At 59.1% G+C, this 24,592-nt stretch carries 20 protein-coding genes, 2 pseudogenes and 1 other annotated feature; of the genes and pseudogenes, 7 read left to right on the top strand and 15 right to left on the bottom strand.

The annotated features are described in order from the left end of the window. Nucleotides 1–47: 47 nt before the first annotated feature. From DevBK_RS00115 to DevBK_RS00095, 5 genes are read right to left on the bottom strand one after another with little or no spacing between them, the layout of a single operon-like run. Complete coding sequence (locus tag DevBK_RS00115; RefSeq protein ID WP_317184000.1) at nt 48–1,655, bottom strand: ABC transporter substrate-binding protein; 1,608 nt, start codon at nt 1,653–1,655, stop codon at nt 48–50. 24 nt (nt 1,656–1,679) lie between these two features. After that, on the bottom strand, nt 1,680–2,792 hold the full coding sequence (locus DevBK_RS00110; protein ID WP_317183999.1) for a mandelate racemase/muconate lactonizing enzyme family protein: 1,113 nt from the start codon (nt 2,790–2,792) through the stop codon (nt 1,680–1,682). A gap of 34 nt (nt 2,793–2,826) precedes the next feature. Further along, nucleotides 2,827–4,302: an NAD-dependent succinate-semialdehyde dehydrogenase gene (locus DevBK_RS00105; protein WP_317183998.1), complete on the bottom strand. Its 1,476-nt coding sequence runs from the start codon at nt 4,300–4,302 to the stop codon at nt 2,827–2,829. Nucleotides 4,303–4,310: 8 nt separating this feature from the next. Then, nucleotides 4,311–5,543 (bottom strand): iron-containing alcohol dehydrogenase, encoded by a 1,233-nt coding sequence (locus DevBK_RS00100; RefSeq protein WP_317183997.1) that lies wholly within the window; start codon nt 5,541–5,543, stop codon nt 4,311–4,313. Next, a complete protein-coding gene (locus DevBK_RS00095) occupies nt 5,540–6,565 on the bottom strand; it encodes an Ldh family oxidoreductase (RefSeq protein ID WP_317183996.1) in 1,026 nt (341 codons plus the stop codon). The genes DevBK_RS00100 and DevBK_RS00095 overlap by 4 nt, the downstream gene beginning before the upstream one ends. Nucleotides 6,566–6,656: 91 nt before the next feature. Between DevBK_RS00095 and DevBK_RS00090 the strand changes: the two genes are divergently transcribed. Next, nucleotides 6,657–7,349, top strand: a complete 693-nt coding sequence (locus tag DevBK_RS00090; RefSeq protein WP_317183995.1) for a GntR family transcriptional regulator — start codon at nt 6,657–6,659, stop codon at nt 7,347–7,349. A gap of 632 nt (nt 7,350–7,981) precedes the next feature. Here DevBK_RS00090 and DevBK_RS00085 read toward each other — a convergent pair. Together DevBK_RS00085 and DevBK_RS00080 are read right to left on the bottom strand one after the other, a co-directional pair. Continuing rightward, entirely contained in the window at nt 7,982–8,542 is a 561-nt protein-coding gene (locus DevBK_RS00085) for a hypothetical protein (RefSeq protein ID WP_317183994.1), read from the bottom strand. Between the two features lie 309 nt (nt 8,543–8,851). Continuing rightward, entirely contained in the window at nt 8,852–9,652 is an 801-nt protein-coding gene (locus tag DevBK_RS00080; protein WP_317183993.1) for a hypothetical protein, read from the bottom strand. Between the two features lie 30 nt (nt 9,653–9,682). Between DevBK_RS00080 and DevBK_RS00075 the strand changes: the two genes are divergently transcribed. Continuing rightward, nucleotides 9,683–11,818 (top strand): MobA/MobL family protein, encoded by a 2,136-nt coding sequence (locus DevBK_RS00075; protein WP_317183992.1) that lies wholly within the window; start codon nt 9,683–9,685, stop codon nt 11,816–11,818. A gap of 229 nt (nt 11,819–12,047) precedes the next feature. On the opposite strand, the pseudogene tnpC (DevBK_RS00070) reads toward DevBK_RS00075, so the two are convergent. The 3 genes and pseudogenes from tnpC (DevBK_RS00070) to DevBK_RS00060 form a co-directional block, all read right to left on the bottom strand. Further along, nucleotides 12,048–13,664, bottom strand: a pseudogene (tnpC, locus tag DevBK_RS00070) (IS66 family transposase). A gap of 72 nt (nt 13,665–13,736) precedes the next feature. Next, nucleotides 13,737–14,081 (bottom strand): annotated as a pseudogene (gene tnpB, locus DevBK_RS00065) (IS66 family insertion sequence element accessory protein TnpB). Beyond that, on the bottom strand, nt 14,078–14,458 hold the full coding sequence (locus DevBK_RS00060) for a transposase (RefSeq protein WP_317183991.1): 381 nt from the start codon (nt 14,456–14,458) through the stop codon (nt 14,078–14,080). Before DevBK_RS00060 ends, tnpB (DevBK_RS00065) begins: the two are co-directional and overlap by 4 nt. A gap of 2,205 nt (nt 14,459–16,663) precedes the next feature. On the opposite strand from DevBK_RS00060, the gene DevBK_RS00050 reads away from it, so the two are divergent. The 4 genes from DevBK_RS00050 to DevBK_RS00035 all read left to right on the top strand — a co-directional run bounded on the left by DevBK_RS00050 (nt 16,664) and on the right by DevBK_RS00035 (nt 19,545). After that, entirely contained in the window at nt 16,664–17,512 is an 849-nt protein-coding gene (locus DevBK_RS00050) for an SGNH/GDSL hydrolase family protein (RefSeq protein ID WP_317183990.1), read from the top strand. 41 nt (nt 17,513–17,553) lie between these two features. After that, nucleotides 17,554–17,784 (top strand): hypothetical protein, encoded by a 231-nt coding sequence (locus DevBK_RS00045; protein WP_317183989.1) that lies wholly within the window; start codon nt 17,554–17,556, stop codon nt 17,782–17,784. A 107-nt stretch (nt 17,785–17,891) separates the two neighbouring features. Further along, nucleotides 17,892–18,047 (top strand): hypothetical protein, encoded by a 156-nt coding sequence (locus DevBK_RS00040; RefSeq protein WP_317183988.1) that lies wholly within the window; start codon nt 17,892–17,894, stop codon nt 18,045–18,047. Nucleotides 18,048–18,313: 266 nt separating this feature from the next. After that, nucleotides 18,314–19,545 (top strand): IS3 family transposase gene (locus DevBK_RS00035; protein ID WP_317183987.1). Its coding sequence is split into 2 segments (ribosomal slippage): nt 18,314–18,608 and nt 18,608–19,545, totalling 1,233 coding nucleotides; the frame shifts between segments, so codons are not numbered across the junction. After that, nucleotides 18,598–18,714, top strand: a sequence feature (AL1L pseudoknot). (Overlaps the previous gene by 117 nt.) Nucleotide 19,546: 1 nt before the next feature. Here the strand turns inward: DevBK_RS00035 and DevBK_RS00030 are convergent. From DevBK_RS00030 to DevBK_RS00015, 4 genes are all read right to left on the bottom strand, one after another. Further along, a complete protein-coding gene (locus tag DevBK_RS00030) occupies nt 19,547–19,891 on the bottom strand; it encodes a hypothetical protein (RefSeq protein ID WP_317183986.1) in 345 nt (114 codons plus the stop codon). A gap of 518 nt (nt 19,892–20,409) precedes the next feature. Then, nucleotides 20,410–22,044: an IS66 family transposase gene (gene tnpC / locus DevBK_RS00025; RefSeq protein WP_317183985.1), complete on the bottom strand. Its 1,635-nt coding sequence runs from the start codon at nt 22,042–22,044 to the stop codon at nt 20,410–20,412. A gap of 72 nt (nt 22,045–22,116) precedes the next feature. Further along, entirely contained in the window at nt 22,117–22,440 is a 324-nt protein-coding gene (gene tnpB / locus DevBK_RS00020) for an IS66 family insertion sequence element accessory protein TnpB (RefSeq protein WP_317183984.1), read from the bottom strand. 17 nt (nt 22,441–22,457) lie between these two features. Further along, nucleotides 22,458–22,835 carry a transposase gene (locus DevBK_RS00015; RefSeq protein WP_317183983.1) on the bottom strand — a complete coding sequence of 126 codons (378 nt, stop codon included), beginning with the start codon at nt 22,833–22,835 and terminating at the stop codon, nt 22,458–22,460. Between the two features lie 198 nt (nt 22,836–23,033). On the opposite strand from DevBK_RS00015, the gene DevBK_RS00010 reads away from it, so the two are divergent. Continuing rightward, nucleotides 23,034–24,274 (top strand): IS3 family transposase gene (locus DevBK_RS00010; RefSeq protein WP_410494013.1). Its coding sequence is split into 2 segments (ribosomal slippage): nt 23,034–23,394 and nt 23,394–24,274, totalling 1,242 coding nucleotides; the frame shifts between segments, so codons are not numbered across the junction. A gap of 153 nt (nt 24,275–24,427) precedes the next feature. Here DevBK_RS00010 and DevBK_RS00005 read toward each other — a convergent pair. Then, nucleotides 24,428–24,592 (bottom strand): transposase domain-containing protein (locus DevBK_RS00005; RefSeq protein WP_317185564.1); only part of this gene is annotated, 165 nt, incomplete at its 5' end.

Here is a 24,592-nt window from a genome sequence, read left to right as displayed (position 1 = left end):
CCTGAAACGGGAGAGCCGGCGCGCCCTTGGGTGCGCCGGCTCGTTTTTCATGACGTGCGCTTGGCTTTGTTGAGCGGCCAATAGGCGTAGCCGCCTTCAACCGGGAAACCGAGATCGATGCGCGGATTACGGGCGATCACATAGCTTAGAGTAATGATCCCCATGATTGGCAGGTCGGTCAGCAGCTTCTTCTCAATCTCCTTGACAAGGGTCGTGCGCTTTTCGAAATCAGGCTCGTCCTGTGCCTGGTTAAGGAGGTCGTCGATACCGGGCATGGCCACGCCATAGTGGCTGAAATTGCCTTGACCGGTGCCGTCGGACTTAACCTCGGCGCCTGAGGATACCTGCTGCAGGAATACATTGAGCGGCACGGGGCCATAGCTCGAGGAGTTGAGTGGCATGCCGTTCTTGTCGACACGGTTCTCGGCATGGAAGGCGGTATGGTCAATGATGTCCAGCGCCAGGCTGATCCCCGCTGCGCGTAGCTGCTCCTGGATCATCAGCATGATCGCTGAATAATCTTCCCGCTGACTGGTGTAGCAGGGGATTTCGACGCCGTTTGGGAAACCAGCTTCTGCAAGCAGCGCCTTGGCTTTTTCGAGATCGTAATTGTACTGCAGCTCTGGGGGCAGCTCGTCCTTGGTGACCGATCCTTGGAATTCGGAAGAAATAATACCCACCATCGGTTTGGCCAAAGGGCCATAGGCGGCGGCAAGCGCCTCGTTATCGATGGCATAGCGGATGGCTTGGCGGACGCGGATGTCGTCTAGCGGCTTACGGGTGAGATTGATGTGCAGCAGATTAAAGCTGCCCGGCACCGTGGCATCAAAGACTGTCTCGGCCGAGCGCTGCTGCATGGACGGGATCCAGCCGGGCGAGCGGACGCCCTCAATCATATCGACTTGGCCAGAGGCAAAGGCCAACGTGCGGGCGGTCGTATCGGCGATGAAGGAAACAATGAGCTTGGGTGTCGCCGGCTGCTCGCCAAAATGCTCGGGGAAGGCCACGAGCGTGATGCCCGTCGTCTCATTGACGCTCTCGACCTGGTAGGATCCGGTACCGATCGGATCGCGGTTGAAGTTTTCGCCCTTTTCCTCGAAGGCCTTTTTGCTCAGGATCGAGGCAGGGAGCGTGGAAATGGCCGAGCCGTTGAACAGCGGATCGGGGCGCTTGAGCGTGAACACCACCGTATAGGCGTCGGGCGCCTCGACTGAGGCAATATTGTTGAAGGTGACCTTGCCTCCGGTGACGATTTCGGGGTCGAGATGCCGGCCGAAGGTGAACAGCACATCTTCCGACGTCATCTCGCCATAGCCTTTGTGGAATTGCACCCCTTGACGCAGCGTATAGGTCCAGGTCTTGGCGTCCTCCGAGCTTTCCCAGCTTTCGGCCAGGCTGGGTTCGAACTCCTCGGGGCGCGTAGCGAACTTGCCGTCCGGATTGCGCGCCAAGGTGTTGAACACTTGGTAAATCGCCCAATTGTCACCGCCGGTGAGGCCGGTCTGTTGGGGGTTTACCCCCGTGGGGGCGCGGGCGGCCAGCGCAATTGTCAGCACATCCTCCTGCGCCAAGGCTGCGGGCATATGCAGGCCGATGCCTGCGGCGGCACCGGCGGCACCGGCATTGATCAGGAATTGTCGTCTCGACAGGGCCATAAGGTTCTCCTCCCTTGTGTGGCGTCATGCGGAAATGGGTATGCTTCTCCGCTTCAATAATTCAGCGTCGAACTGCGCTCCCAGGCCTGGGCCGGTGGGCAGGTGGAACAAGCCGTCCTTAGGTTCGGACGGATTGGTGAAGATGGAGCCCGCACGCTCCCAGCCGTCGGCAAGCTCTACCGGCTTGTTCAGGTGCATGATGGTGGAGAGGACGTGAAGATTGGCGAGGTGCCCCAGCGATGGCTGAGTCTGGTGCGGCACGAGGTCGACACCATGGGCATAGGCAATGGCCGCACATTGCATGATGCCGGTAATGCCGCCCATCTTGACAATGTCGGGCTGCACCATGCGCACGCCGGCATTGATCAGGTCCTTGAGGCCCTGGAGCGTATAGGTCTGCTCGCCTGCCGAGACCGTGATATCGAGCCGCTGGGCCACCTCGCCCATGGCCGACACATGATAATGCTGCACCGGCTCTTCGAACCACGCGAAACCGAGCTCTTCGAGCGCCCGGCCGACGCGGATGGCGCCGCCGACCGAATAGCCGTTATTGGCGTCGAACCCGAGGACGAACTCGTCGCCCAACGCTTTGCGCACGGCCTTGGCCTTGGCGATGTCGCCGGGGATATCGACGTCGAGTTTGGTGCGGTCGCCATCCCAGCGGATTTTTACGGCGGCGGGCTTTTCCTTGGCGACCCGGCGTTCGACGACTTCAACGACCTGATCGACCGTGCGCCAGGCATTGCCGCCGACTGAGGCGTAGCAGGTGAGGCTTTCGCGCCAAGCGCCACCGAGAAGCTTATAGACGGGCTGGCCGAAAAGTTTTCCCTTAAGATCCCAAAGCGCGATGTCGAGCGCGGCCAGCGCGGCGGTCGTTGCCCCTTCCGGCCCGAGCTTAATACATTTGTGGTAAAGCGTGTCGAGCAGCACAGCGTGATCGAGCACGTCCTTGCCGACGAGGAACGGCGCCATTTCTTGGGCGATGATGACCAGGGAGGCCAGTCCGCCTTGCATGGGCGAAGCCTCTCCCATCCCGAATTGTCCATCCTCGGTTTCGATCCGAACGAAAGCCGACCGATTATTCGGCTTGCTTTCATCGAACGTCACCTGGAACGTCTCGACTTTAGTAATCTTCACTGCACGTCCTCCTCCGTGCCGTGAAAGCTGATGGTTACCAGCTCACGGCGATATACTTGGTTTCACAGAACTCCATGATGCCGTGGTGTGCGCCTTCCCGGCCCAAGCCACTTTGCTTGACGCCGCCGAACGGCGCAGCGGGGTCTGACACCAGCCCTCGATTAAGACCAACCATCCCGCTTTCGAGCCGCTCGGCAACCCGCATGCCGCGGCCGACATCGCGGGTAAAAACATAGGCGATGAGGCCATATTCGGTGTCGTTGGCGGCAGCAACAACCTCGTCTTCGGTGTCGAAGCCGGCAATGGCGACGACAGGCCCGAAGATTTCCTCGTGCATGATCCGTGCCGCCGACGGTACGCTCGTCATCACAGTCGGCGGAAAGTAGAATCCCTCTCCAACTGAAGCCTTGCCTCCAACCAATACCTTTGCGCCTTTGGTAACCGCCTCTCCAACGAGCCCGCCAATGCGGTCTACCGCTGCCTGGTTGATCAAAGGACCACACTGAGTCTTTGGGTCGTAACCGGACCCCACTTTGAGTGCCGACATGCGCTCGGTCAGGCCCTTGGAGAAAGCGTCGAGAATACCTTTCTGGACATAAAAGCGATTGGCAGCCGTGCACGCCTCGCCGCCATTACGCATCTTGGCGACCATCGCACCGTCCAACGCTGCATCAAGATCGGCATCGTCGAAGACAATAAACGGCGCATTGCCGCCAAGCTCCATCGAGCTCGAAATCACAGTGTCAGCAGCTTCGCGCAGTAGCTTGCGTCCGACTTCGGTCGATCCGGTGAAAGACAACTTGCGCACGCGAGGATCATGCAGCATCGCACTGACGGTTGCCCCGGCTTGCGAAGTCGTCAGCACGTTCACCACCCCTGCGGGTACACCGGCTTCGCGATAAATGTCGGCCAGCACATAGGCCGTCAGCGGCGTTTCCGTTGCCGGCTTGAGAATGACGGTGCATCCGGCCGCTAGCGCCGGCGCAATCTTGCGGGTTGCCATGGCAGCTGGGAAATTCCACGGCGTCACCAGGACCGCAATGCCCATCGGCTGGTGCTCGACCACGATCTTGTTGGCCCCGCTTGGCGCGGTATAGATATCGCCATTGAGGCGCACGGCTTCTTCGGAAAACCAGCGGAAGAATTCTGCGGCATAAGTAACCTCGCCCTTGGCATCGGCCAGCGACTTGCCGTTTTCAAGACTGATCAACTCTGCCAGCATGTCGCGCTTTTCGATCATCAGTTCAAAGCAGCGCCGCAGGATTTCGGCGCGCTGGCGCGGCGCCGTCGTCCTCCAGCCCTCGGCAGCTTTCTCTGCGGCAGCCACGGCCTGCATTGCATCGGCGATGCTCGCGTCGGCGACGCTGGTGATGACCTCTCCGGTCGAAGGGTCAACCACGTCGATCCGCTTGTTGCCCTCGGCAGGGAGCCAGGTCCCATCGATCCACAAATCTCCCGGAAGACTTGCCGGGTCGAAGCTCAAACCTTCAAAAGGGGCTGTGTTATGCATGATCTATCCTATGCAGAGCGCCGAACGGCGGTGCGGTCGCCAACAAAGGCGGCGTTGACGAGCAGGGTCATGCTCGCCGGGTCGAGGGGGCGCGGATTGTTTTTGACGAGCCGCGTGGCTCCCAATGCCGCTTCCGCGATCCAGCCCAATTGATCCTCGGCAATGCCGAGGTCACGCAGCGAACCGGGAATGCCGATGGCGGAGAGAAGGTCGGTCACCGCGTCGATGGCCGCATCGGCGCGGGCCGCCTGGCTCAGCCCATCGCCAACGCCCATGGCGTCGGCGATCTGGGCCATTTCTGGCTCGGCATGCGACTTGTTGAACGCCATCACAAAGGGCAGCATGACCGCCACCCCCATGCCGTGTGGGGTGTGCGTCAACGCTCCCACCGGATATTGCACGGCGTGAGCGGCAGCGGTGCCGGCCGTGCCGAAGGCCAGCCCGGCTAAGGTCGACCCCATCATCAGATTGTTTCGTGCCAGAACGTCGCTGCCATCCCGGCAGGCTGTTTCGAGGCTGCCTGAAACCAAACGGATGGCCTCGAGCGCATGCTGGTCGGAAAAGGCGTTCTTGCCCACAAACACATGCTCATGCACGGTGTTTGCTTCCACGGACCGGCGCAGATTGGTGAACGCTTCAATGGCATGTGTCAGCGCATCGGCGCCAGAAAAGGCGGTGAGGCCAGTGGGGGAGGAATAGGTCAGTTCTGGGTCGCAGATGGCGGTATGCGGTATCAGATGCGGGCTGGCAATGCCGACCTTCACTGCGCGGTCCGGATCGGAGACGACGGCCACCGGGGTCACTTCCGATCCGGTGCCCGACGTCGTGGGAATGGCGATCAGCGGCAGGATGGGCCCAGGGACCTTGAATTCCCCGTAATAGTCCGATGGCGCTCCACCATGGCTGAGCAGGAGCGCGATGATCTTGGCGGCGTCAAGGCAGCTGCCGCCACCTATACCGATAACAAGGTCGGCGCCGAATGTCTTGCCTGCGTCGAGCCCTTGGAGGATGCACGAGGCCGGCAGTTCTGCAATCGTGCCCGAAAAGACCGCGATCTCGACATGTGCCGCTTCAAGGGCCTGCATCAGGTCGAGAAATTGCTGATCGGCGGCCAACCGCTCATCGGTCACGACCAAGGCCTTTCGGCCCAATGTTGCGGCATAGCCGGGGAGTGCGGCGCGTTGACCGGCGCCAAACACCAGGGTTCGCGGCAAACGGGAAACGGCAAAAATGGGGGTCATGACGTCACCCGTTCGAGACTTTGGGCACCGTGCGCCAGGTGCTGGATGCGCCGCCAGACCGTGTCGGCGATCGGAACGCCGCTCTTGATCTGCTTCGCCCTCTTGGCCCTGCCTCGCTCACCCGGCACAAGCACACGCTCAAACCCCGATGCGGGCTCGGCGGTGCGGATCAGCTCGAGATAAGCCGACAAGCCCGCGGTGTTCGGGCCATCGATGACAATGAACACATCGCCCTTGTTGCACGGATGGACAGCGTCCAGCGTCCCATGCACGTCCGTTCCCAGCGCCGCGCCGGAGAGGGCGCTGACAAGCAGTTCGAAGGCCAGTCCCATGGCATAGCCCTTTGCATCGCCAAACGGGGCAATGGCGCCGGCCTTGGCAGCGTTCGGGTCCGTTGTCGGATCGCCCCGGGCGTCTAGCGCCCAATCGGGCGGAAGGGATTCGCCGCGATTGGCGTAGTCATGGATCTCTCCCATCGACACCCGGCTGGTCGCAGCATCCATGACGAAGGGATCGGCCTCGCCGGTTGGCACCGCTATGGAGATGGGGTTGGTGCCCACCATGGCATGCCGCCCACCCCAGGGGTGAACGAGCGCTTCGCTGGTCGACAGCACGATGGCCGCCTGCCCGTCCCGCGCGATGCGCTCTGCATACCATGCCAGCATGCCAAGGTGCTGGGAGTTTCGGATTGCTGCGAGCGCAATGCCAGCTTCGCGGGCGCGCGCTGTCACTTTGGCCAGCGCCGCATTGGCGACCACCGGCCCTAGCCCATTATCGCCATCAACGACGAGATAGCTGCTACCGCGCCACTCCTGCTTGCCGCTTGTCTTGGGATCGACAAGACCGGCAGCCAGACGTTCGACGAGGCGCTCGAGCCGCAGGAGACCATGGGATGGGACGCCCCGCAGATCAGCATCCAACCAGAGATCGACCTGAACACTAGCGTTCTCGACAGGCACGCCTGCCCGAACGAGTGCACGTTCGGCTGTCTGGCGAGCTTCGCTTTCGGCGACAATCGGCACTATATCAAATCCGATCGGATATATGATTGAGCGTTTCGGACTATGGTGGTATTGAATGGGCAGGTCAATAGACAACATGGATTGGGACTAGATGGTCTTTGGCGATAAGCGGGCTGGCCAGGCACTTCCCCTCAAGCGTCCCACGCGCCTGGGGGAAGAGGTTTACAACGCCATTTATGCCCAGCTCATGTCCCGGGAGATCTCACCCGGTGGGCGCATTTCCGTGGATCGGCTGGTGCGCGAATTGGGCGTTTCCCAAACCCCGATCCGAGAGGCCCTCTCTCGCCTTGAAGCCGAGGGACTGGTGGTCAAGACTCATCTCATTGGTTATAGCGCGGCCAATCAGATGGACCGCTCTCGTCTTGAGCAGCTCTATGAATTGCGCCTGCTGCTCGAACCGCACGCTGCGGCTCGCGCTGCCCTGAACATGACCGACGAAGCGCGCGCCACTCTTTCCAAGCTGGCGTCAGAGATGGAGGCAGGCAGCAATGAAAACATCTCGGAAGCCTATGGCCGCTTCGCGCAGCTCGATGGTCAATTCCACGATCTGATCGCCCACGCTGGCGGAAATGACCTAGTACAGGAAACGCTGGCAAGCCTGCACACACACGTCCATCTTTTCCGCCTCTTCTACCATGCTCGGGTCACGAGCGATGCCATCTCAGAACACCGCCATATCATCGAGGCGATAAGCGCCCGCGATGCTGAAGCGACAAGGCAGTCCATGCATATTCATATCGAGCGCTCTCAAGCGCGATTCATGAAAGCGTTTGCCCCATCATAATCTTTCGACGGCAGAGGGCTGACACTGCCAAGCTGACTGAGAATGTGCGAAGGGCGGCCAGCTTCCGAACGGACACGGGTCGCGCAGCTGTGGGATTGTTCGACTGCGCCACGATGGGCGAGACAAAAATGGCAGCTCAAGCCAAATGCGCCTGGGCGCACATCAACGCCATTCCATCGACTGTGTAATAGCCGATTTCGTCTCAAAACAGACAGCCAAGAAGATTCGATGACACATAAGGTTAGGCAAAGAACTACCGTCGGTACAGGTCTGAGACGTCGTCCTTGTGGCGCTTCATGTTATATTCATTGCCGGTCTTGCCATATTCAGGCCGTGTGTCTCAGCCCTCATTTCCCAATATCGGGTCCGGCTATCACATGCTCGGGCGGAGAAAGCAGATTACCGCAGATTGCAGTTTGAGCAGCAAATCTGTTGAACAGAGCTCGGGCCTAAAAACCGACGCTTCTGAATCCTTTAAGCCAAAACCGGCAGGGTTGTGATAGTTATATCCTGCCGGCAAATGCTCGAGGTTATTCCTAAATCAAGTAATGCCTTATCGCGCGCTTCGGGGTAAGCGTTCAGCAGAAACCTCGTCTGCTCTACCCATCAGCATTCATGATATCGAGTCACGTCTACTGGGATGGCACGAAATTTGGGTGCATCTTCACGATGTGGGAAACCTCGCTGGCCCGGAACCAAGGAACTTCCGGTCCTCCACCGTACGAAAAAAGCGACTTTATCGTGTCTTCCGAGCAGTCGAGCAAGCGCGAGAGCTCTTTGAGGTCCATAACTTCGTCTTTGTCAAATTTGTCTCGAGCACGTGCCTTATCAGCAAGCTGGCGCAAAGGGCTATCAGGAAACCATAGTGGGCTGAGGATGCCGCCCGCTTCCCATTGACTAAAACTGTTGAACAGATCTAGGAGGTCGACACCAAGTCCGACATAGTCGGTCGGATCGAAACGGTAGGCATATTCATATGCCGCCTTGACGATTGTCCAAATGTGGAAGGGTGCCAAGTCGAAACTGACGGTTTCGCCTTCCCACGTGTCCCAATCGACTTCGTGACCTAGAAATGCTGTGGCTGCTTGCACATTTGCGACATACGCGATGTGGCGCGCCTGCACCAGCAGAGCCAAACGAAGCTCGCTTTCGAGGGTATTCAGCGTCGTCGGGGGAGTAAGAGGATTAGACAAGAATCGGCCTCACATTGTTGTTGTGAGGTATGCTCGCCCGAGCTCTTGAAAGCGACAAACGTTAAAATGCATAAATTTTTGCTGAATATTGTCGCCATCCGCTCGGGAGCAGCGGACCAGTCTTGAATATGGCTCACCGGAGAATCTGCCCGCCTGCAAATGGATATTCTAAGCAAAAAGGCAGAACACTAGGTTCTGCCTTTGGTTGTCTGCAGTCGGTGCGAGCCTGACGGTCGTCTTGAGTACCATGCCAGTTAATAGCACTTCACGAAGGCATGAAGGTTAATTCGTCAGACACCTCTCCGTTCGTTAGGTCGGGCGCATTGGACCAGTGATAACCGAACGCCGCCCGGAATTCCCCATTGAGCGAGCTTGATGGTGACGGGCACTATCCGCCGCCACGGTTTCCATCGTCGGCTTGTTGTCCATCACATCGGTGCCCTCGCCGGGTTTTCCAACGACCTCTTCGTTGTCCTTCGAAGGTTCCGTTGTGTCAGCGAGGATGCCAACATCGTTCTGGACAAGCATATTGCAGACCGCGCTATCGACCTTTCCTGCGTTAACGAGCAGGTACGCCGTTTTCTTGATCTCGACGCGGATGGTAGAGGAGAAGCGCTCGCCAAGATCAATAAGATCAGTGAGGGCTGCCCTTCCCTTGAACCCACCTACGAGCAGATCTGCCTTGAGACCAATTTCGCGGGCCTTCTCCACAAGCTCATGGCTCGGAGCGGCAGCGACAACAAAGGCGGAAACTCCGGGCTTTACTCTTTTCCGCGAGTTCTGGAATTCGGCATCCCGGTCATGAAAGCGCTGAATCGTCGCGGCGTCGCGGTCGTTATCCATCGCAACCAGCATGGCCCCGCGCAGAGCACTTGTATCGAGGCGGCAGCGGTGGAGCCCGATTTCGTCACAGATACGGGCGAGTGAGCCCTTAATTGCAAGATCGCCCTTAATCTCAGCGACCTCGACCCGCGCACGCTTCTGCAAGAGCGCTTCGGAACGCGCTGCCGGCGTCTGCGCACCAAGCTGCATCTTGGTCAGGCTACGCTGCGTCTCCTTGAGGAGCTTAGCCGTCTCGGCCAAATCATCTTTTTTCATTTTGTTCGACACCAGAAGCCTTCCTGTACTTGACGCCCCGGTATGCACCTTGCAAACCGGCCGCTGACCCAGGGTGACTCGGACCTACGCAAGGCACACGCGCCTGCCCCGGTTTTTTTTGCATTCGAGGCAGATTTCAGCTTTGTCGCTTGCCAGAACCTGTGTAGGGCGGTTCATTTCCTAGAAAGACACGCAGTGGCTATCTCTTTCGCAAGAGCCGAGCTCATCCAGCGCTCACGCGGACACTCGACGATCGAACGAGTGGCATATGTGATGCGTACGCGGGCAGTTTCGGATCGCACTGGCAAGTCGTACGACTTTACACATTACGGAGATTACCTCGCCGGTACAGTGCTTCTACCCAATGGGGCCGCTCCTGTCAGATCGGCTATTGAGCTTTGCACCGGCTTGGAGATGGCCAGTAATCGCAAGGATGCCGCCTTAGGCTTTGAACTTGTCCTTGCCCTACCGAGGCCCGAGGAACAAGCGATCGAAATAAGCCAGGCAATGGCTGAGGAATTCATCCGTAACGTTATTGTCGAAAAGCACGGGCTTACAGCAATAGTCGCTTTGCATTCGCCGCATAAATCGGAACAAGAATTCGACATGGACGCTCTTCTCCTTTCTGTGGGAGAGGAAGACTCTTTTGCAACGGCAATGGCCATGTCTGCCGTCAACCTCCACGTACATGCGCTTATCTCTCCGCGACAGCGCACTCCACATGGTTGGTCGAGCCGGCGTTATACCGCTCTTGACCCTGTGAACAGGAATGGAAAGACCTATGGCCGGAAGTGGGGAAGGCTTTGGGGAAATTTCCAGAACACATTTTTTGCGGGATCGGGAAGCGACCTTCGAGTTACTCCGAATCCTCCCGTTTCTTTAACGCCCGCGCCACTCCGGCTGGTGAGAGGCTGGCGGGCAAAAAAGCGCACAGCCAGCGGCACTGTTGATGGGCGCGAGCTTCTGGTTAATCAAAGCAGGGAGTACGACAATACCGAGGCCGCCTTAAAAATTGACGGTATGCTCCAAAGCCTCAAAGCGCCATTCACGCGAAACGAACTCAACCGTTTCTTTATGCGTCACCTGCCTGGATCGCTCGGGCTCGAGGCCGCCGATGCAGCTATCGGCCTTGGTTGCGTTGCACTTTCAACGCCTGAAGGGTCAGGCGAATGGTATGCGAGCGTTGGACTGGTGCATCACGAAATGGCAGCGATTGGTCGTGGTCTCATCCTCGCCGAGCGCTTCCTCGGACAACGCGAAGTTAGTCATCTTGTCGTTGAGGGCTTTACCCAATCAACGAGCACCGTACTTGCCAACATTTTTTCAGGGCCGGATCTGGTCATTGTAAAAACCGAAAACGCAGCGGACGCTTTAGCCGGCGACCTCGCGGGGCTTGCCAAGAGAGTTGGTCTGCGAGCCGTATCGATCGCGTCCCCCGCAGGCCATCCGTTACCGCAGTCCATTGTGGTCGAGGCCGCGGCGCTTACCTCCAAGATGGTCTCCGACGCGCTTATCATCCTTGACGATCCCGATGCACTAGTCGCCGCAGAACTGTCGCTAGTCCTGGCTGCAGCGGTTGCGGGAAACAATAAACTCGTCTGTTTGAGACGGGCAGACAGCGACTGGGCACGGCTAGAACTGATCGACTTAATTGCTGAACATGCCCCAGTTCTCGAATGGAAGCCGCTGGGCTTTTCTCACCCTCGCACTGGGATCGTCCAGGAGAGAACTCCAATCGTACCGCGAACGGCAATTACCTTTGCCCCTCAAACGAAGCCCAATGCTCCCAATCTTGGGGGTTGGCCACGCTTCGGCGTCGATTTTGATGGACAAGTCATAACCTCGAAATCCTCCATGGCTGTCATCATGAGGATGCTCGCAACTGTTCCGGATGAGCTCGAATGGGTTTTTCCGAACAACGACAAGGCGTCGGATGAGGCGCTCTTACTTCAACGGCTTGAAGCCTGGTTCGCTGAAGAGACGATAATGGCCTCAGTCCCCGGCGATAGTCTAGATGCGGAACATGCTGCTTTCGACAGCCTGGACGCGCCTTTCGACCAAGCCGATGATGACAGCTTTGATGTCGAACAATTTTGGGAAACGGGCGATCATGATGAGGAATGGTCCGAAGAGTACAGTGTTTACGATGAGCCCGATCTCGACGAACCAGAAGTCTGAAAGAACATGCGCGGTGTTCTCTTCCCTCCTTCCTAAGTAACGAGCGTCAACCGAGGCATGGGTCTTTTCAGTGCGTGACGTTATCGGTGGACCATCGTCGGCACCGACGGCCAAGCGATAGACAACCGCATCATGGAAAACCGGCTCGAATATTTGCCGAAATGCTTCGGCCAGGAGCGAACTTACGCTGCGGCACGGTCCTTGCGATGTAAGCGGGTAACCGGGGCCGTTATGGCTTGAAGTTCCAGGGCATCAGTTCGGCAATCTGGTTGTTTGGCCAGCCCGCTGCGATGCGCTGCAGGGTCTGGGTCAGCCATGCGTGCGGATCGACGCCGTTCATCTTGGCTGTGGTGAGCAGCATTGCGATTGTGGCCCAGGCTCGCCCACCACCATCGGAGCCGGCAATGAGCGCATTCTTGCGGGTAATGGTCTGGGGACGGATTGCGCGTTCGACGATGTTGGAGTCGATCTCGATACGACCATCGGCGAGGAAGCGCTCGAGGGCGGCGCGGCGGCTCAGGGTATAGCGGATGGCCTCGGCCAGTTTGGATTTGCCCGACAGGCGCGGCAGCTCCCGGTCCAGCATGTCGAACAACTCGACGACGATGGGACCGGATCGCTCGGCGCGGATGCTGGCACGCAGGTCGGAACCATGACCGCGGATATCCTCCTTGATGGCCCATAGGGGCGCCATCGCCTTGACCACAGCGCTGGCAAAGGGCGAGCCATCGCTGGCATGCAGGTCGAAGAACTTGCGCCGCGCGTGGGCCCAGCACCCGGCCAGGGTCATGGCATCATTGTCGCCACGATCCTTGCCCAGCCGATTAAAGGCGGCATAGCCATCGATCTGCGGCATACCGCGATAACCCTCCAGATACCGGGCGACGCAATCGCCGGACCGAGAGTCCTCGAACCGATAGGCCACCATCGGCGGTCCTGATCCACCGAACGGTCGATCATCCCGGGCATAAGCCCAGAGCCAGGCGGTCTTCACCTTGCCCGAGCCCGGCGCCAGCGTCGGTAATCGGGTCTCATCGGCAAAGACCCGCTCGCCCTGTTTGATGGTGTGCAGAACATACTGGGTCAGCGGCTCGAGCTCGAAGCCAAGCCGGCCCATCCACTAAGCCATCAGCGAGTGATCCAGCTCCACACCGTCCCGGGCGTAAATCTCTTCCTGCCGATAGAGCGGCAAGCCATCGGCATATTTGCTGACCGCCACCTGGGCCAGCAGCGCATCGGTAAGAATACCGCCGGCAATCAGGTGATCGGGTGCCGACGCCTGCACGATGCGGTCTTCGCCATCTGCCAGGCGGTATGCGTATTTGGGCCGGCGGGTGACGATGACGCGGAACGTGGCTGGGGTCACATCGAGCCGTTCGGAGAGATCTTCGCCAATTCGGACGGCCTCCAGACCAACGCAGTCGGCCGGCACCTCCGGCTCGATGACCTGTTCGATACGCTCCAGGTGTGGCGCGAAGCCCTTGCGAGGACGTGAAGCCCATGGCGTCGCAGCTTGTTTGTCGCGCGCGGCCAGCCCGGCCTCGATCTCGCCAATGCCGGTCTCGATCTCGTCGAACACGAAGGCCATTTGCTCGTCATCGAGCGGGTCGTGCCGCAGCCGTTCAGAGCGTGTGCCGTATTGGGCACGCTGCAGCATGGCGATGATCGAGGTCAGTCGCGCAATCCGCTCGTCGGCCGTGGCGTTGATGAGCTTGAGTTCGGCAATTTCGGCTTCCAGTGCCAGACGCTCCTGATCGGCCGACGCCTTTTCGGCATGGGCAGCAGCGATCATCGCCTTGAGGGCGTCGACATCATCAGGAAGCTGCTGCGGATCGGCCGGAACCATAGCCACATCATGGTACAAAACAAACCGTATTGCCTCGGCTTTCGTGCCAGTGAACGAGGCTGCCGCAGAGTTTTACCCAGCCGATTGCGGGGTGTTCTCAGGCACCGCGTGCACCCGTTTCCAGTCCAGTCCCTCTACCAATGCCAGCAGTTGTGCAGTGCTCAACTGCACCCGACTATGGCCAATCCGCGGCCAGCAGAATGCCGCCTTCTCCAGACGCTTGGCTTAGAGACAAGGGCCTGTCCCATCCCACCAAACGATCTTGATCCGATCCGCCCGTTTTGCTCGGAACACATAGAGCGAGCCCTTGAAGGGATCGGCACCGGCATCGCGCACCAGGCCGATCAGGCCATCTGGTCCTTTCCTAAAATCCACCGGCTGGCTGGCCAGGAAGACCTTTACGCCCGAGGGGATCATGCGGACCGGACGGCGCGAAGCACACGGCGCAGGTGATCCTCATCAACATCAGCGCCGACACGGACCAGCATGCCATCCACGAAAACCTCGATGGCCGTGCCGTCCGCCGTTCCGGTCCCCGTTGCGCTCGTGCTTACCCGTTTTACTTTGCCCCTGCCGGCCGCCTTGGACCGCCAGCCGAACAGCTGCGACGGCAAGATCCCAATCTCGCGTGCGAGCGCCGACACGTTCGCGACCGGCTCCAGGCTCCGAGCGACCGTCGCCGCCTTAAACTCGTCCGACCAGCAACGCCGGCGTGCTACCGGAGCGCCTTCCAGACGATCCGGAACAGCCCCAATCAGATGGAAACTTCTATCCGCACGCATAGTCTCAGACATAGAACATGACACCCCTCACCAACCAAAAGGTGCCAAATACCGCCGCCTCAGCCGGCTGAACAGACGGGGTCAGCTTTGCGCTTACCTTGCGATCGTACGGCGCCTAGTTGGCCTGTTCGAGGTCGAGAGGCCCAATAATGGCTGGTGATCACCCAAGCAGCTGACGATGAGTGGCGTTTTGAGCGCGCGGTGATGAGTGAGGTCGAAGCCTCATGCTCAAGCACCGCCCTAGATTGTCGGGGCAGGAGAATTTTTCTAAGGCCGTGGACTATATGCTCAAGCTGGCCCGCATTCACGCAGTTCCGCAGGATGGCAGATCTATCTGACCAGCAATGCGGCCGAACGGGCTCTGAAAGTTATCGCACTTGGATAGAAGGCTTTGCTATTCGCCGGCTCCGACCGCGGCGGGCAGCGGGCCACCTTAATTTATAGCCTCATCGTGAACGCCAAGCTGGACGATGTTAACTGCAAACTTGGCACGCCGATATTCCGGGCCATATTGCCGAACATCCCAGTCATCAACAGGTGACCAGCCGCCCGGTGGAAAATAACGTGGGCCCTGGTTTCTTAATAGAACAGGTGGTTCGGTTTGTCGCCAGATAAGGGCCGAGACAACCTTCGCGCGCGGACGATCTCATTAAACACATATTGTATTAGGAAGAGAGTCCGAGAGAAGGAAAATTCTCGTCGCATTGGGGAATTGGCAGTCAAACGATGATATCCTGAACCGCACCTACTCACCGAAAATGCGGATGTGAAGGAACTCCTTCGGCAGGATCAGTCCGACGTGGTACGCATAACAACGAATCTTCGCGCATCGCCTTCTTGGATTGCCACAGTATCCAGAGGAAGGGACGGGCCGTTGCCCGACCCTTATTGCAGCGAGACATCCCCACAGCTCGGTTGATGAACGACAGAAGGCGTTTCCGGACATTTGCCCCACCGCCCTGCCCCGTCACAAGGCCTCGTTGACGGAGAAAAAGAGGCCTCGAGGGACGATTTTATGCGTTGATACCGCTCTCTGCGCGCCGAGCGTCGTCGGTGCCTTTGACATTCATCGAGATTTCGAGGAGTCCCTCTCACCGCCTAAAGATGCTGCGTGGCGCACCAAATTGCCTTCCACCCGACGAAAGCTGGCTTCCCGCAAACGGCCGTGTTCTGAGACCCGGCTTTCACCGCATCATGCACAACGGTCTGCTCACCGGTTCCACGCGAAAGGAAAGCTCCGCCCAGGTCGCAACATACGTGGCTTGGCCCCGTAGCAGGAAGAACCGCCAGCCTCGAGACGTTACACCCGCGCCATCTTATCCCTGCTGCGGCGGCACCATGGTGATCATCGATTCTTTCCGCAATGGTGCCAACCTCGAGCACCGCCGACCAAACACCAACAAACCGGAAGACCGCCTATCAACCGGCATGAACTGATACCTTACCAGACAGATAAACCTTTATCTTTGCCTGCAGGCAATCGCGCGCGGATCTATGATGGATCGGCATCTCCCCCTCGCTCGGCTGCATCTGCCACGGAAAACGTAGCTTCAAAGACCTCTTTATCTTATCATCTGCGTCATACCTGTCCTGGTCACCCCGGATTGGCCCTCGTCCACAAACCGCCCAAAACCAGAAAAGCCCGTAGCGCCCAGACCGTGGCTTACTGGTTCGGTCTACCCAACTTTCGGGCGCCTAACAGCAGCCGAAAGTCTTTAGGGTAGCGGACTTGGTGCTTTTGGCACCAAAGATCGGTACCTGTCGCACTAAGTAAGGGCGTGGGTTCCAACGTTCTACGGTCGCGCCTCTCTGGCCAGCCTCTTCATAGCCGTGTTGACGAAAAGCCACTGATTACGAGGGCTGCATAATAGCTGGACCTTATGTTTCTACAGCCGACATCATCCCCGCCATGGATGAGGCATCCGCGTCGGACCTATCTAGGGTACAATCCAGCCTTGTTGTCCTTGCCGCAGCAGGCCGATCAGAGCCAGTTTGGGGCAGTTCTTCCGCCACCCCCTACACCTTTTTCTCCAAGGTTATAAAAGGGGGGCGGCTCCACCCCAATAGTTTCCTCGCGTTTGAAGGCATCTGGGAGAAGTACACGACCGGTGGCGGGAACAGCCTTTCGATCTATGCAGTTCAGGGGGCAACAAGGTAAGGTTAGGTCAGTCAGGCTTGACAGGCACTAGCCGACATTTTGCCTTCCGGCACACCTGCGTGATCTCTGACGACTATCGCTGGTTTTATCCTTCGATTGCTGAAGTGATGTATTATCAGAACGCCGGTTTCTCGACAGACAACGCGCTCTATGGCAACGGGTTTATGCGCACTGGCGGCAACATGCTGAGCCGGTCACCTAAAACTAAAACCAGTCCGGCTGCAGCTTCCGGATTTGCCTCCTACTCGGCCGCCCCCACTGTCGAGACGGTGCTCATCGACTTCAACCAGGATTGGGGGCTTCGCGTCGAGGTCAACTTAGGGTTGGAATGTGGCGAACTGATCGCGTTCTCAGCGACGTTCCAATCTGCGGCCTTCGATGCTGGCGGCAATCCTGCGAGGTCAACCACGGTTTGCAGCGATAGTCTCACAGAAGGCTCCGGGTCTACCACGAATAATGACGTAGGTAGCCAACTCGGCAAGTTGCGCCCCGGTCGGCCGATACTGAATGAAGGTATGGGCGGTCAGGTCAGCGAGAAGATCATCGACCGTGCCATGGCATCGAAAATCCGAGCCAAATATTGGGATGCGATCCTGTGGATTGGGACCAACGACGCTGGTCCAGATGGTGCAGCGTGGTTCGCTACGGTGGATACCCAAATCCAGCGTTTCCTTGCGAACCGATCTAGCGGTGCAAGACACCCGCTCATCACTGGGCTGCACCCTCAGACAACATTCAACGGCACCTACAAGACGGCACTGCAGAATGTAAATTCCGCTTTGGCGGCAAAGTATGGCGGTAACTTCGTCAGCACGGCCGCGCTTCTCGACGGGAATGGGGATGTTCAGGCTGGCGTAGCAGCTTGCTCTCGCCGTCAAAATCACTGCGACCGCGGAAATCATCCATAGATGCGCTCGTTTCATCCCATCCCGGACAGAATGCAGGCAGGTTGGGACGAAACGTTCGTGCCATCTCCTTTGACCCCACAGGCCGTGCTGCTATTATCCAGCAGCAGGAGATATTTCTGACAAAGAAGAAGATAGAGGCTGTTAAGCCCAAGGCGTCGAAGTCCAGCGAACTGCCTGACGAGCTTCTGGATAAAGTTGCCGGTGGCGGCCAACAAAACGCCGGGCCGGGTGAGCGGATGGCTGGCCCACGCGAAGACGGCCCGCAAAAATAGTCCCATTCGTATGCGACAGAATGACGGGATTGCGGGACAAACTGGCAGCGTAGCCAAGTATGGACGACAGGGCAGGTAGGCTAAAGTGTCCTGAACTGGAGATGACGATGAAACCTGCCAAAAAAACTGGATCGCCCGGCCCGAAGGATGAACTTCCAGACAATCTGCTCGAGAAGGTGGCAGGTGGCGGACAATCCGGATTACAGGGCGGCGAACCTGCCGATGGAAATGTAAGGCCGGAAGAGACTGCTAAGCCTAAGTGATAACCTCACACCAAAGGGGCTTATGTTCGGTCTCCGGCCCTCACCGGCACACCACCTAATGGGGCCAGTTGCCAAATACTTCTAGAACAAATCCCACGATCGCGAGGGGTGCAGCAACTCTGGTCATGGCGTTTTTGGCAGACTCCTTGAGGGTGCCGTACTCCATGAGGTCAGTAAGATCTGATGCCATTTGACGATGGTGTTCTTCCAGCAGAGTGAACCGCGCCGGGTTTGCCGGAGGCTCTAACTCCTGAGTAGGATAGAGCATGACCAGCAAGACGACGAACAAGTTTTCGATTGAGGTCCGCGCCCGAGCGGTTCGGATGGTGCAGGAGCATGGCGGGGAGTATCCGTCTCGTTGGGCGGCCGTGGTGTCGGTTGCCGGCAAGATCGGCTGCTCGGCGCACACCCTCAACGAATGGCTCAAGAAGGCCGAGGTCGACAGTGGCAAACGTGCCGGCGTGGCGACGGATGTGGCCGAGAAGCTCAAGGCTCTGGAGCGGGAGAACCGAGAGCTGCGTCAGGCCAACGAGATCCTTCGCAAAGCCTCCGCATATTTCGCCCAGGCGGAGCTCGACCGCCCACTGAAGCGATGATCGCCTTTATCGACTGTTATCGTGGGCATTACGGGGTCGAGCCGATCTGCAGAGTCCTGCCAGTCGCCCCATCCACCTATCATGAGCATGTCACCCAACGCCGTGATCCCTCGCGACTGTCGGCGCGTGCCCAGCGCGATGAAGCTCTCAAGCCTGAGGTCATGCGGGTCTTTGCCGAGAACTTCTCGGTCTATGGTGTCCGCAAGGTTTGGCGACAGATGCAGCGGGAAGGGTTCGATGTTGCGCGATGCACGGTGCAAAGACTGATGCGGGAACTCGGCCTGCAGGGTGTCATTCGCGGCAAGCCAGTGCGCACCACGATCAGCGACAAGGCCGCGCCTTGCCCGCTCGATCACGTCAACCGTCAGTTCCATGCTCCAGCGCCAAACAGGCTCTGGGTCTCAGACTTTACCTATGTGGCGACGTGGGCCGGGTTCGCCTATGTAGCCTTCGTGATCGACGTCTATTCCCGCTATATCGTGGGCTGGCGGGTCAGTCGCACCGCCCATGCCAGCTTCGTGCTCGACGCACTCGAGCAGGCCATCCACGACCGTCGGCCCGTCCATCGCGGCGGTCTGGTTCATCATTCGGACCGCGGGTCGCAATACGTCAGCATTCGCTATACCGAGCGTCTGGCCGAGGCTGGGATCGAACCGTCAGTGGGTAGCGTCGGGGACAGTTACGACAACGCCTTGGCCGAAAGCATCAACGGACTCTACAAGGCCGAGGTGATCCACCGGCGCGGACCCTGGAGAAACATCGAATCTGTTGAGTTCGCCACTCTCGAATGGGTGGATTGGTTCAATCACCGGCGCCTCCTCGAACCCATTGGAAACATCCCGCTAGCGGAAGCTGAGGCAGACTTCTACGCGACACTGGAACAACCGGCCATGGCCGCATAACTTAAACCAAACAGCCTCCGGAATTTCCGGTGCGGTTCAGAGTGATGTCGATTGCCCCATCCGGAGCCACCATTTTGATCGTGTCAAAACCGGCGGGTATTCGAACACCATTGGCTAAATACTCTATCTGGCGGGTGTCAATCCGATGCTTGAGCATCTTTGCTTCTGAACGATTGATGTCGAGTATCCAGCGAGGTTCACGCGCAGACCAGCGTGCAATCTCTCTATTTGCCCGCCGTGCTTTCTTGAGGTCTTTCGCGTTGCTGATGGCATTCATTCGAGGCAGGCCTTTACGCATAATGACCAGCCATTTCCCGCCCGCTATTGCCCCTGCAAGGGCAATCAAGATGTATCCTACGAATACCGACCAGTCCTGTGCCGCCGCTATCATTCCGCCACCTCGCCCCTCCTAATAACTCACGAATTTAGGCTGCAATGTCGAGTCTTCTTCAGAGGGATGAGAGTTGGCATGTCCAGCCCGCGCCCGCATAAAGCGCACAGCCTCAAACCATTTGTGGGTGGTTTCGGCCTCAAATACCAGCACCAGCGACGGTCCAAGGGCTCTAGATAAGTCGGGGATACTATCGTTCTATGTCTCTCGATGCCGTCAGCTTTTGTCTGCGTGGATCTAACGATGACGTGGCGACGGAATGGCTTTGCCTTAAAGATTTGGTTCATGCCAATCTCACGCAGCGGAAAGACTGGAACGTATTCCGAGTGCGCCGACTGCACTCGATGCGCTGCATGCAGCGATTGGGATCCAAGGAGACAAATCGATAGTTGGATGGCGTGGGGCCAGGCAGAGGGTGTTATCGGACATTCTCATAGCAACTTCTGCAAATCGTAAGCGGGTAGCCGAGGCCGTTACTGCCTGAAGTTCCATGGCATGAGGTCGGCGATCTGGCTGTTTGGCCAGCCGGCTTCGATGCGTTCGAGGGTCTGTGTTAGCCAGGCATGGGGATCGACGCCGTTCATCTTAGCGGTAGTGATCAGCGTCGCGATTGTGGCCCATGCGCGCCCACCACCATCGGAGCCGGCAAAGAGCGCATTCTTGCGGGTAATGGTCTGCGGGCGGATTACGCGTTCGACGATGTTGGAGTCGATCTCGATACGGCCATCGGCGAGGAAGCGCTCGAGGGCGGCGCGGCGGCTCAGGGTATAGCGGATGGCCTCGGCCAGTTTGGATTTACCCGACAGGCGCGGCAGCTCCCGGTCCAGCATGGCGAACAGCTCGGTGACGATGGGGCGGGAGCGCTCGGCCCGGATGCTGGTGCGCAGTTCGGCGCCATGGCCGCGGATATCCTCCTCGATGGCCCAGAGGGGCGCCATCGCCTTGACCACAGCGCTGGCAAAGGGCGAGCCATCGCTGGCATGCAGGTCGAAGAACTTGCGCCGCGAATGGGCCCAACACCCGGCCAGGGTCATGGCATCATTGGTGCCACGATCCTTGCCGAGCCGATTGTAGGCGGCATAGCCATCGATCTGCAGGATACCGCGATAGCCATCCAGATGCTGGGCGACGCAATCGCCTGATCGACTGTCTTCGAAGCGATAAGCCACCATCGGCGGTCCTGATCCACCGAATGGCCGATCGTCCCGGGCATAGGCCCAGAGCCAGGCGGTCTTCACCTTGCCCGAGCCCGGCGCCAGGGTCGGCAATCGGGTCTCGTCGGCAAAGATCCGCTCGCCCTGTTTGATAGTATGCAGGACGTATTGAGCCAGCGGCTCGAGCTCGAAGCCGACCCGGCCCATCCACTGGGCCATCAGCGAGCGATCCAGTTCCACACCGTCCCGGGCGTAAATCTCTTCCTGCCGATAGAGCGGCAAGCCATCGGCATATTTGCTGACCGCCACCTGGGCCAGCAGCGCCTCGGTAGGAATACCGCCGGCAATCAGGTGATCGGGTGCCGGCGCCTGCACGATACGATCCTCACCATCGGCCAGGCGGTAGGCGTATTTTGGTCGGCGGGTGACGATGACGCGGAACGTGGCCAGGGTCACATCGAGGCGCTCGGAGACGTCCTCGCCAATGCGAACAGCTTCAAGGCCTACGCAGTCGGCCGGGACCTCTGGTTCGATAATCTGCTCGATGCGTTCCAGATGCGGCGCAAAGCCCTTGCGCGGCCGCGGCGGACGGAGGGCAGCAGTTCCAGCGCGCTTGTCGCGTTCGGCCCGGATTGCACCCAGTCCCGTTTGCAACTCGTCGAACACGAAGGCCATCTGTTCGGCATCGAGCGGATCGATCCGTAGCTTTTCCGAGCGGGTCCCGAACTGTGCTCGTTTGAGCATGGCCACGATCGATTCAAGCCGAGCGATCTTTTCGGCGTCGGCCGCCTTAGCCGCATTCATTTGAGCGATTGCGGCTTCATGGGCAGCAACCTCGGCTTCCAGCGCCAGACGCTTCTGATCGGCTGCGGTCTCCCTGGCATGGGCAGCCAAGACCATCGCCTTGAGGGCGGCGATATCATCGGGAAGCTGCTGCGGATCGGCCGGGTTCATGCCCGCACAATGGCACAAAACACCCCGGATTGCCTTAGCTTTTGCGCCAGTGAACGAGGCTGCCGCAGGCTTTTACCCAGCCGATTGTGGCCGGCTCGCCGGCACCGCCCGAACCCGTTTCCAGTCCATACCATCGACCAGGGCCAGCAGTTGGGCATGGCCTAACTGAACACGACTATGGCCAATCCGCGGCCAGCAGAACGCCGCCTTCTCCAACCGCTTGGCGTAAAGGCACAGGCCTGTGCCATCCCACCACACGATCTTGATCCGGTCCGCCCGTTTTGCCCGGAACACATAAAGCGAACCGTTGAACGGATCGGCACCCGCATCCCGAACCAAGCCGATCAGGCCATCGGGTCCTTTCCTGAAGTCCACCGGCTGGCTGGCCAGGAACACCTTTACACCCGAGGGGATCATGCGGAGGGGACGGCGCGGAGGACACGGCGCAGATGATCCTCGCTGACCATCGGCCCAACGCGGACGGTGGCACCCGCGATACCGATCTCGATAACCCCGCCCGAAGCGCCAACCTCTTCGCCAGGCTCTTCCCGTCGTTCAACCTGGCCCTTGGCGATGGCTTTGCGGCGCCAGCCGAACAGTTGCGACGGCGACATCCCGTATCGCCGCGCCACCGCCGAAACGTTTACGTCCGGGGCCAGCGCTTCTTCCACAATCCGCGCCTTGGTCTCGTCAGGCCAGTTGCGCCGCGCCACCGCAGGACTGTTCTCCATCCGGCTCGGCACGACCTCGAGCAACTGGAAACTTCTATCACTGGGCATATGCGCAGACATAGGAACTCACACCGTCATTAAAACCACGGTGCCAATACCTCAGTCGCACACCTCAGGTCAGACGGGATCTCCTTGGCGCTTACTGCAAGTTGAACGCGCATAACTTTAAGGTGGCGTACCGAGCGCGAACCACTGACTGGAGCGCACCCCCTTTTGACCGGACAGGCGGCATAGCTGATAAGGCATAGGCATGCGCCTATGAGTAAGACTATGTCCAAGAGTACCGACGAGCCGTTTCGACGGGTCGAAGTCATCACCTCCGTGCAGCGCCGCCGTCGCTGGTCAGTGGCCGAGAAGGTGCGGCTGGTTGAGCAGGCCATGCAGCCAGGCATGAGCGTTTCCTATGTGGCCCGCCAGGCTGGCATTTCTCCGTCTCAGCTTTTCGCCTGGAAGCGCCGGATGCTCGAGGGCGGCCACGCGGCCGTCCAGGCCGATGAAGATGTTGTTGGCGCCTCTCAGGTCCGCGATCTGGAAAAGCGCGTGCGTGACCTCGAGCGCATGCTCGGCAAGAAGACCATGGAAGCCGAGATCTTGAGGGAGGCCTTGGATCTCGCGCGCCCAAAAAAACGGACCTCGCCCTTGCTGTCGTGGAGCAATCCCGAGGACGATACCCAATGAGCGCCATTGCCCGCACTCTGGGCGTCTCCAGGTCCAACCTGACCGAGCGCGCCAGCAAGCCTGCCAAGCCACGCGGACCGTATCGCAAGCCTGAGGATGTTACCCTTCTTGCCGAGCTGCGCCCGATCATCGACCAGCGCCCCACCTATGGTTATCGCCGTGTGACAGCATTGCTCAACAGGCAGCGGCGTGAGGCAGGCAAGGCCGTCGTCAACACCAAGCGTGTGCTTAGGGTCATGCAGCAGAACGGGCTCACCCTTCAAAAGCATACCGCTCTCCGGCCCACCCGCACCCACGACGGAGTTGTGGTTGCCCTGCGCTCCAATATCCGTTGGTGCTCCGATCATCTGGAGATTCATGCCAGGAATGGAGAGGTGGTGCGGATCGTTTTCGTCATCGACGCCTGTGACCGCGAGATCATCGCCTGGTCAGCTGTTGCCAATGCCGGCATCTCCGGCGAGATGGTCTGTGATCTGATGATCGCTGCCGTCGAGCGCCGCTTCCGCACACTCAAGGTCCCACACCGGCTCGAGTGGCTGTCGGACAATGGCAGCGCCTATATCGCCCGGCAGACTGCACAGGTGGCCGCGGCACTGGGCATTGACCTGCTTTTTACCCCGGTACGAAGCCCGCAAAGCAATGGCATGTCCGAGGCCTTCGTCAAAACCTTGAAAAGGGATTACGCCTCAACCGTCATACTTCCAGACGCCAAGACCATCCTGGCCTTATTGCCCGAATGGATCGAGGACTATTGTGATGTCCACCCGCACTCCGGGCTTAAGTTCCGCTCACCACGCGAGTTCCTGCGCCTCAGTGCCTAAACCCAACGGCCGACTGTCCGGTGAAATGGGGTCCACTCCACTGACCCCTGTCGTGTGAAAACGCAGTCCCCACGCAAAAGCGCCAGCTTTCGGACAGTTCCTGATCGTAACTATTGGCTGCTTGCGTTCTCTGAACCGTAAGCGATGTGCCGGTCACACCTTGGCAGCGAAGTTCCAGGGCAGAAGATCGTTGATGCGGCTCTGCTTGTGGTCGCTCACGATGGCGCGGAGGGTCGTGGCGAGCCAAGCGTAGGGATCGACGCCATTGAGCTTGCAGGTTTCGATCAGCGAGGCGATGACTGCCCAGTTTTCGGCACC

The sequence above is a fragment of the Devosia sp. BK genome (assembly GCF_032907385.1).
Lineage (GTDB): Bacteria > Pseudomonadota > Alphaproteobacteria > Rhizobiales > Devosiaceae > Devosia.
This window is presented reverse-complemented; position numbering and strand designations above follow the sequence as displayed.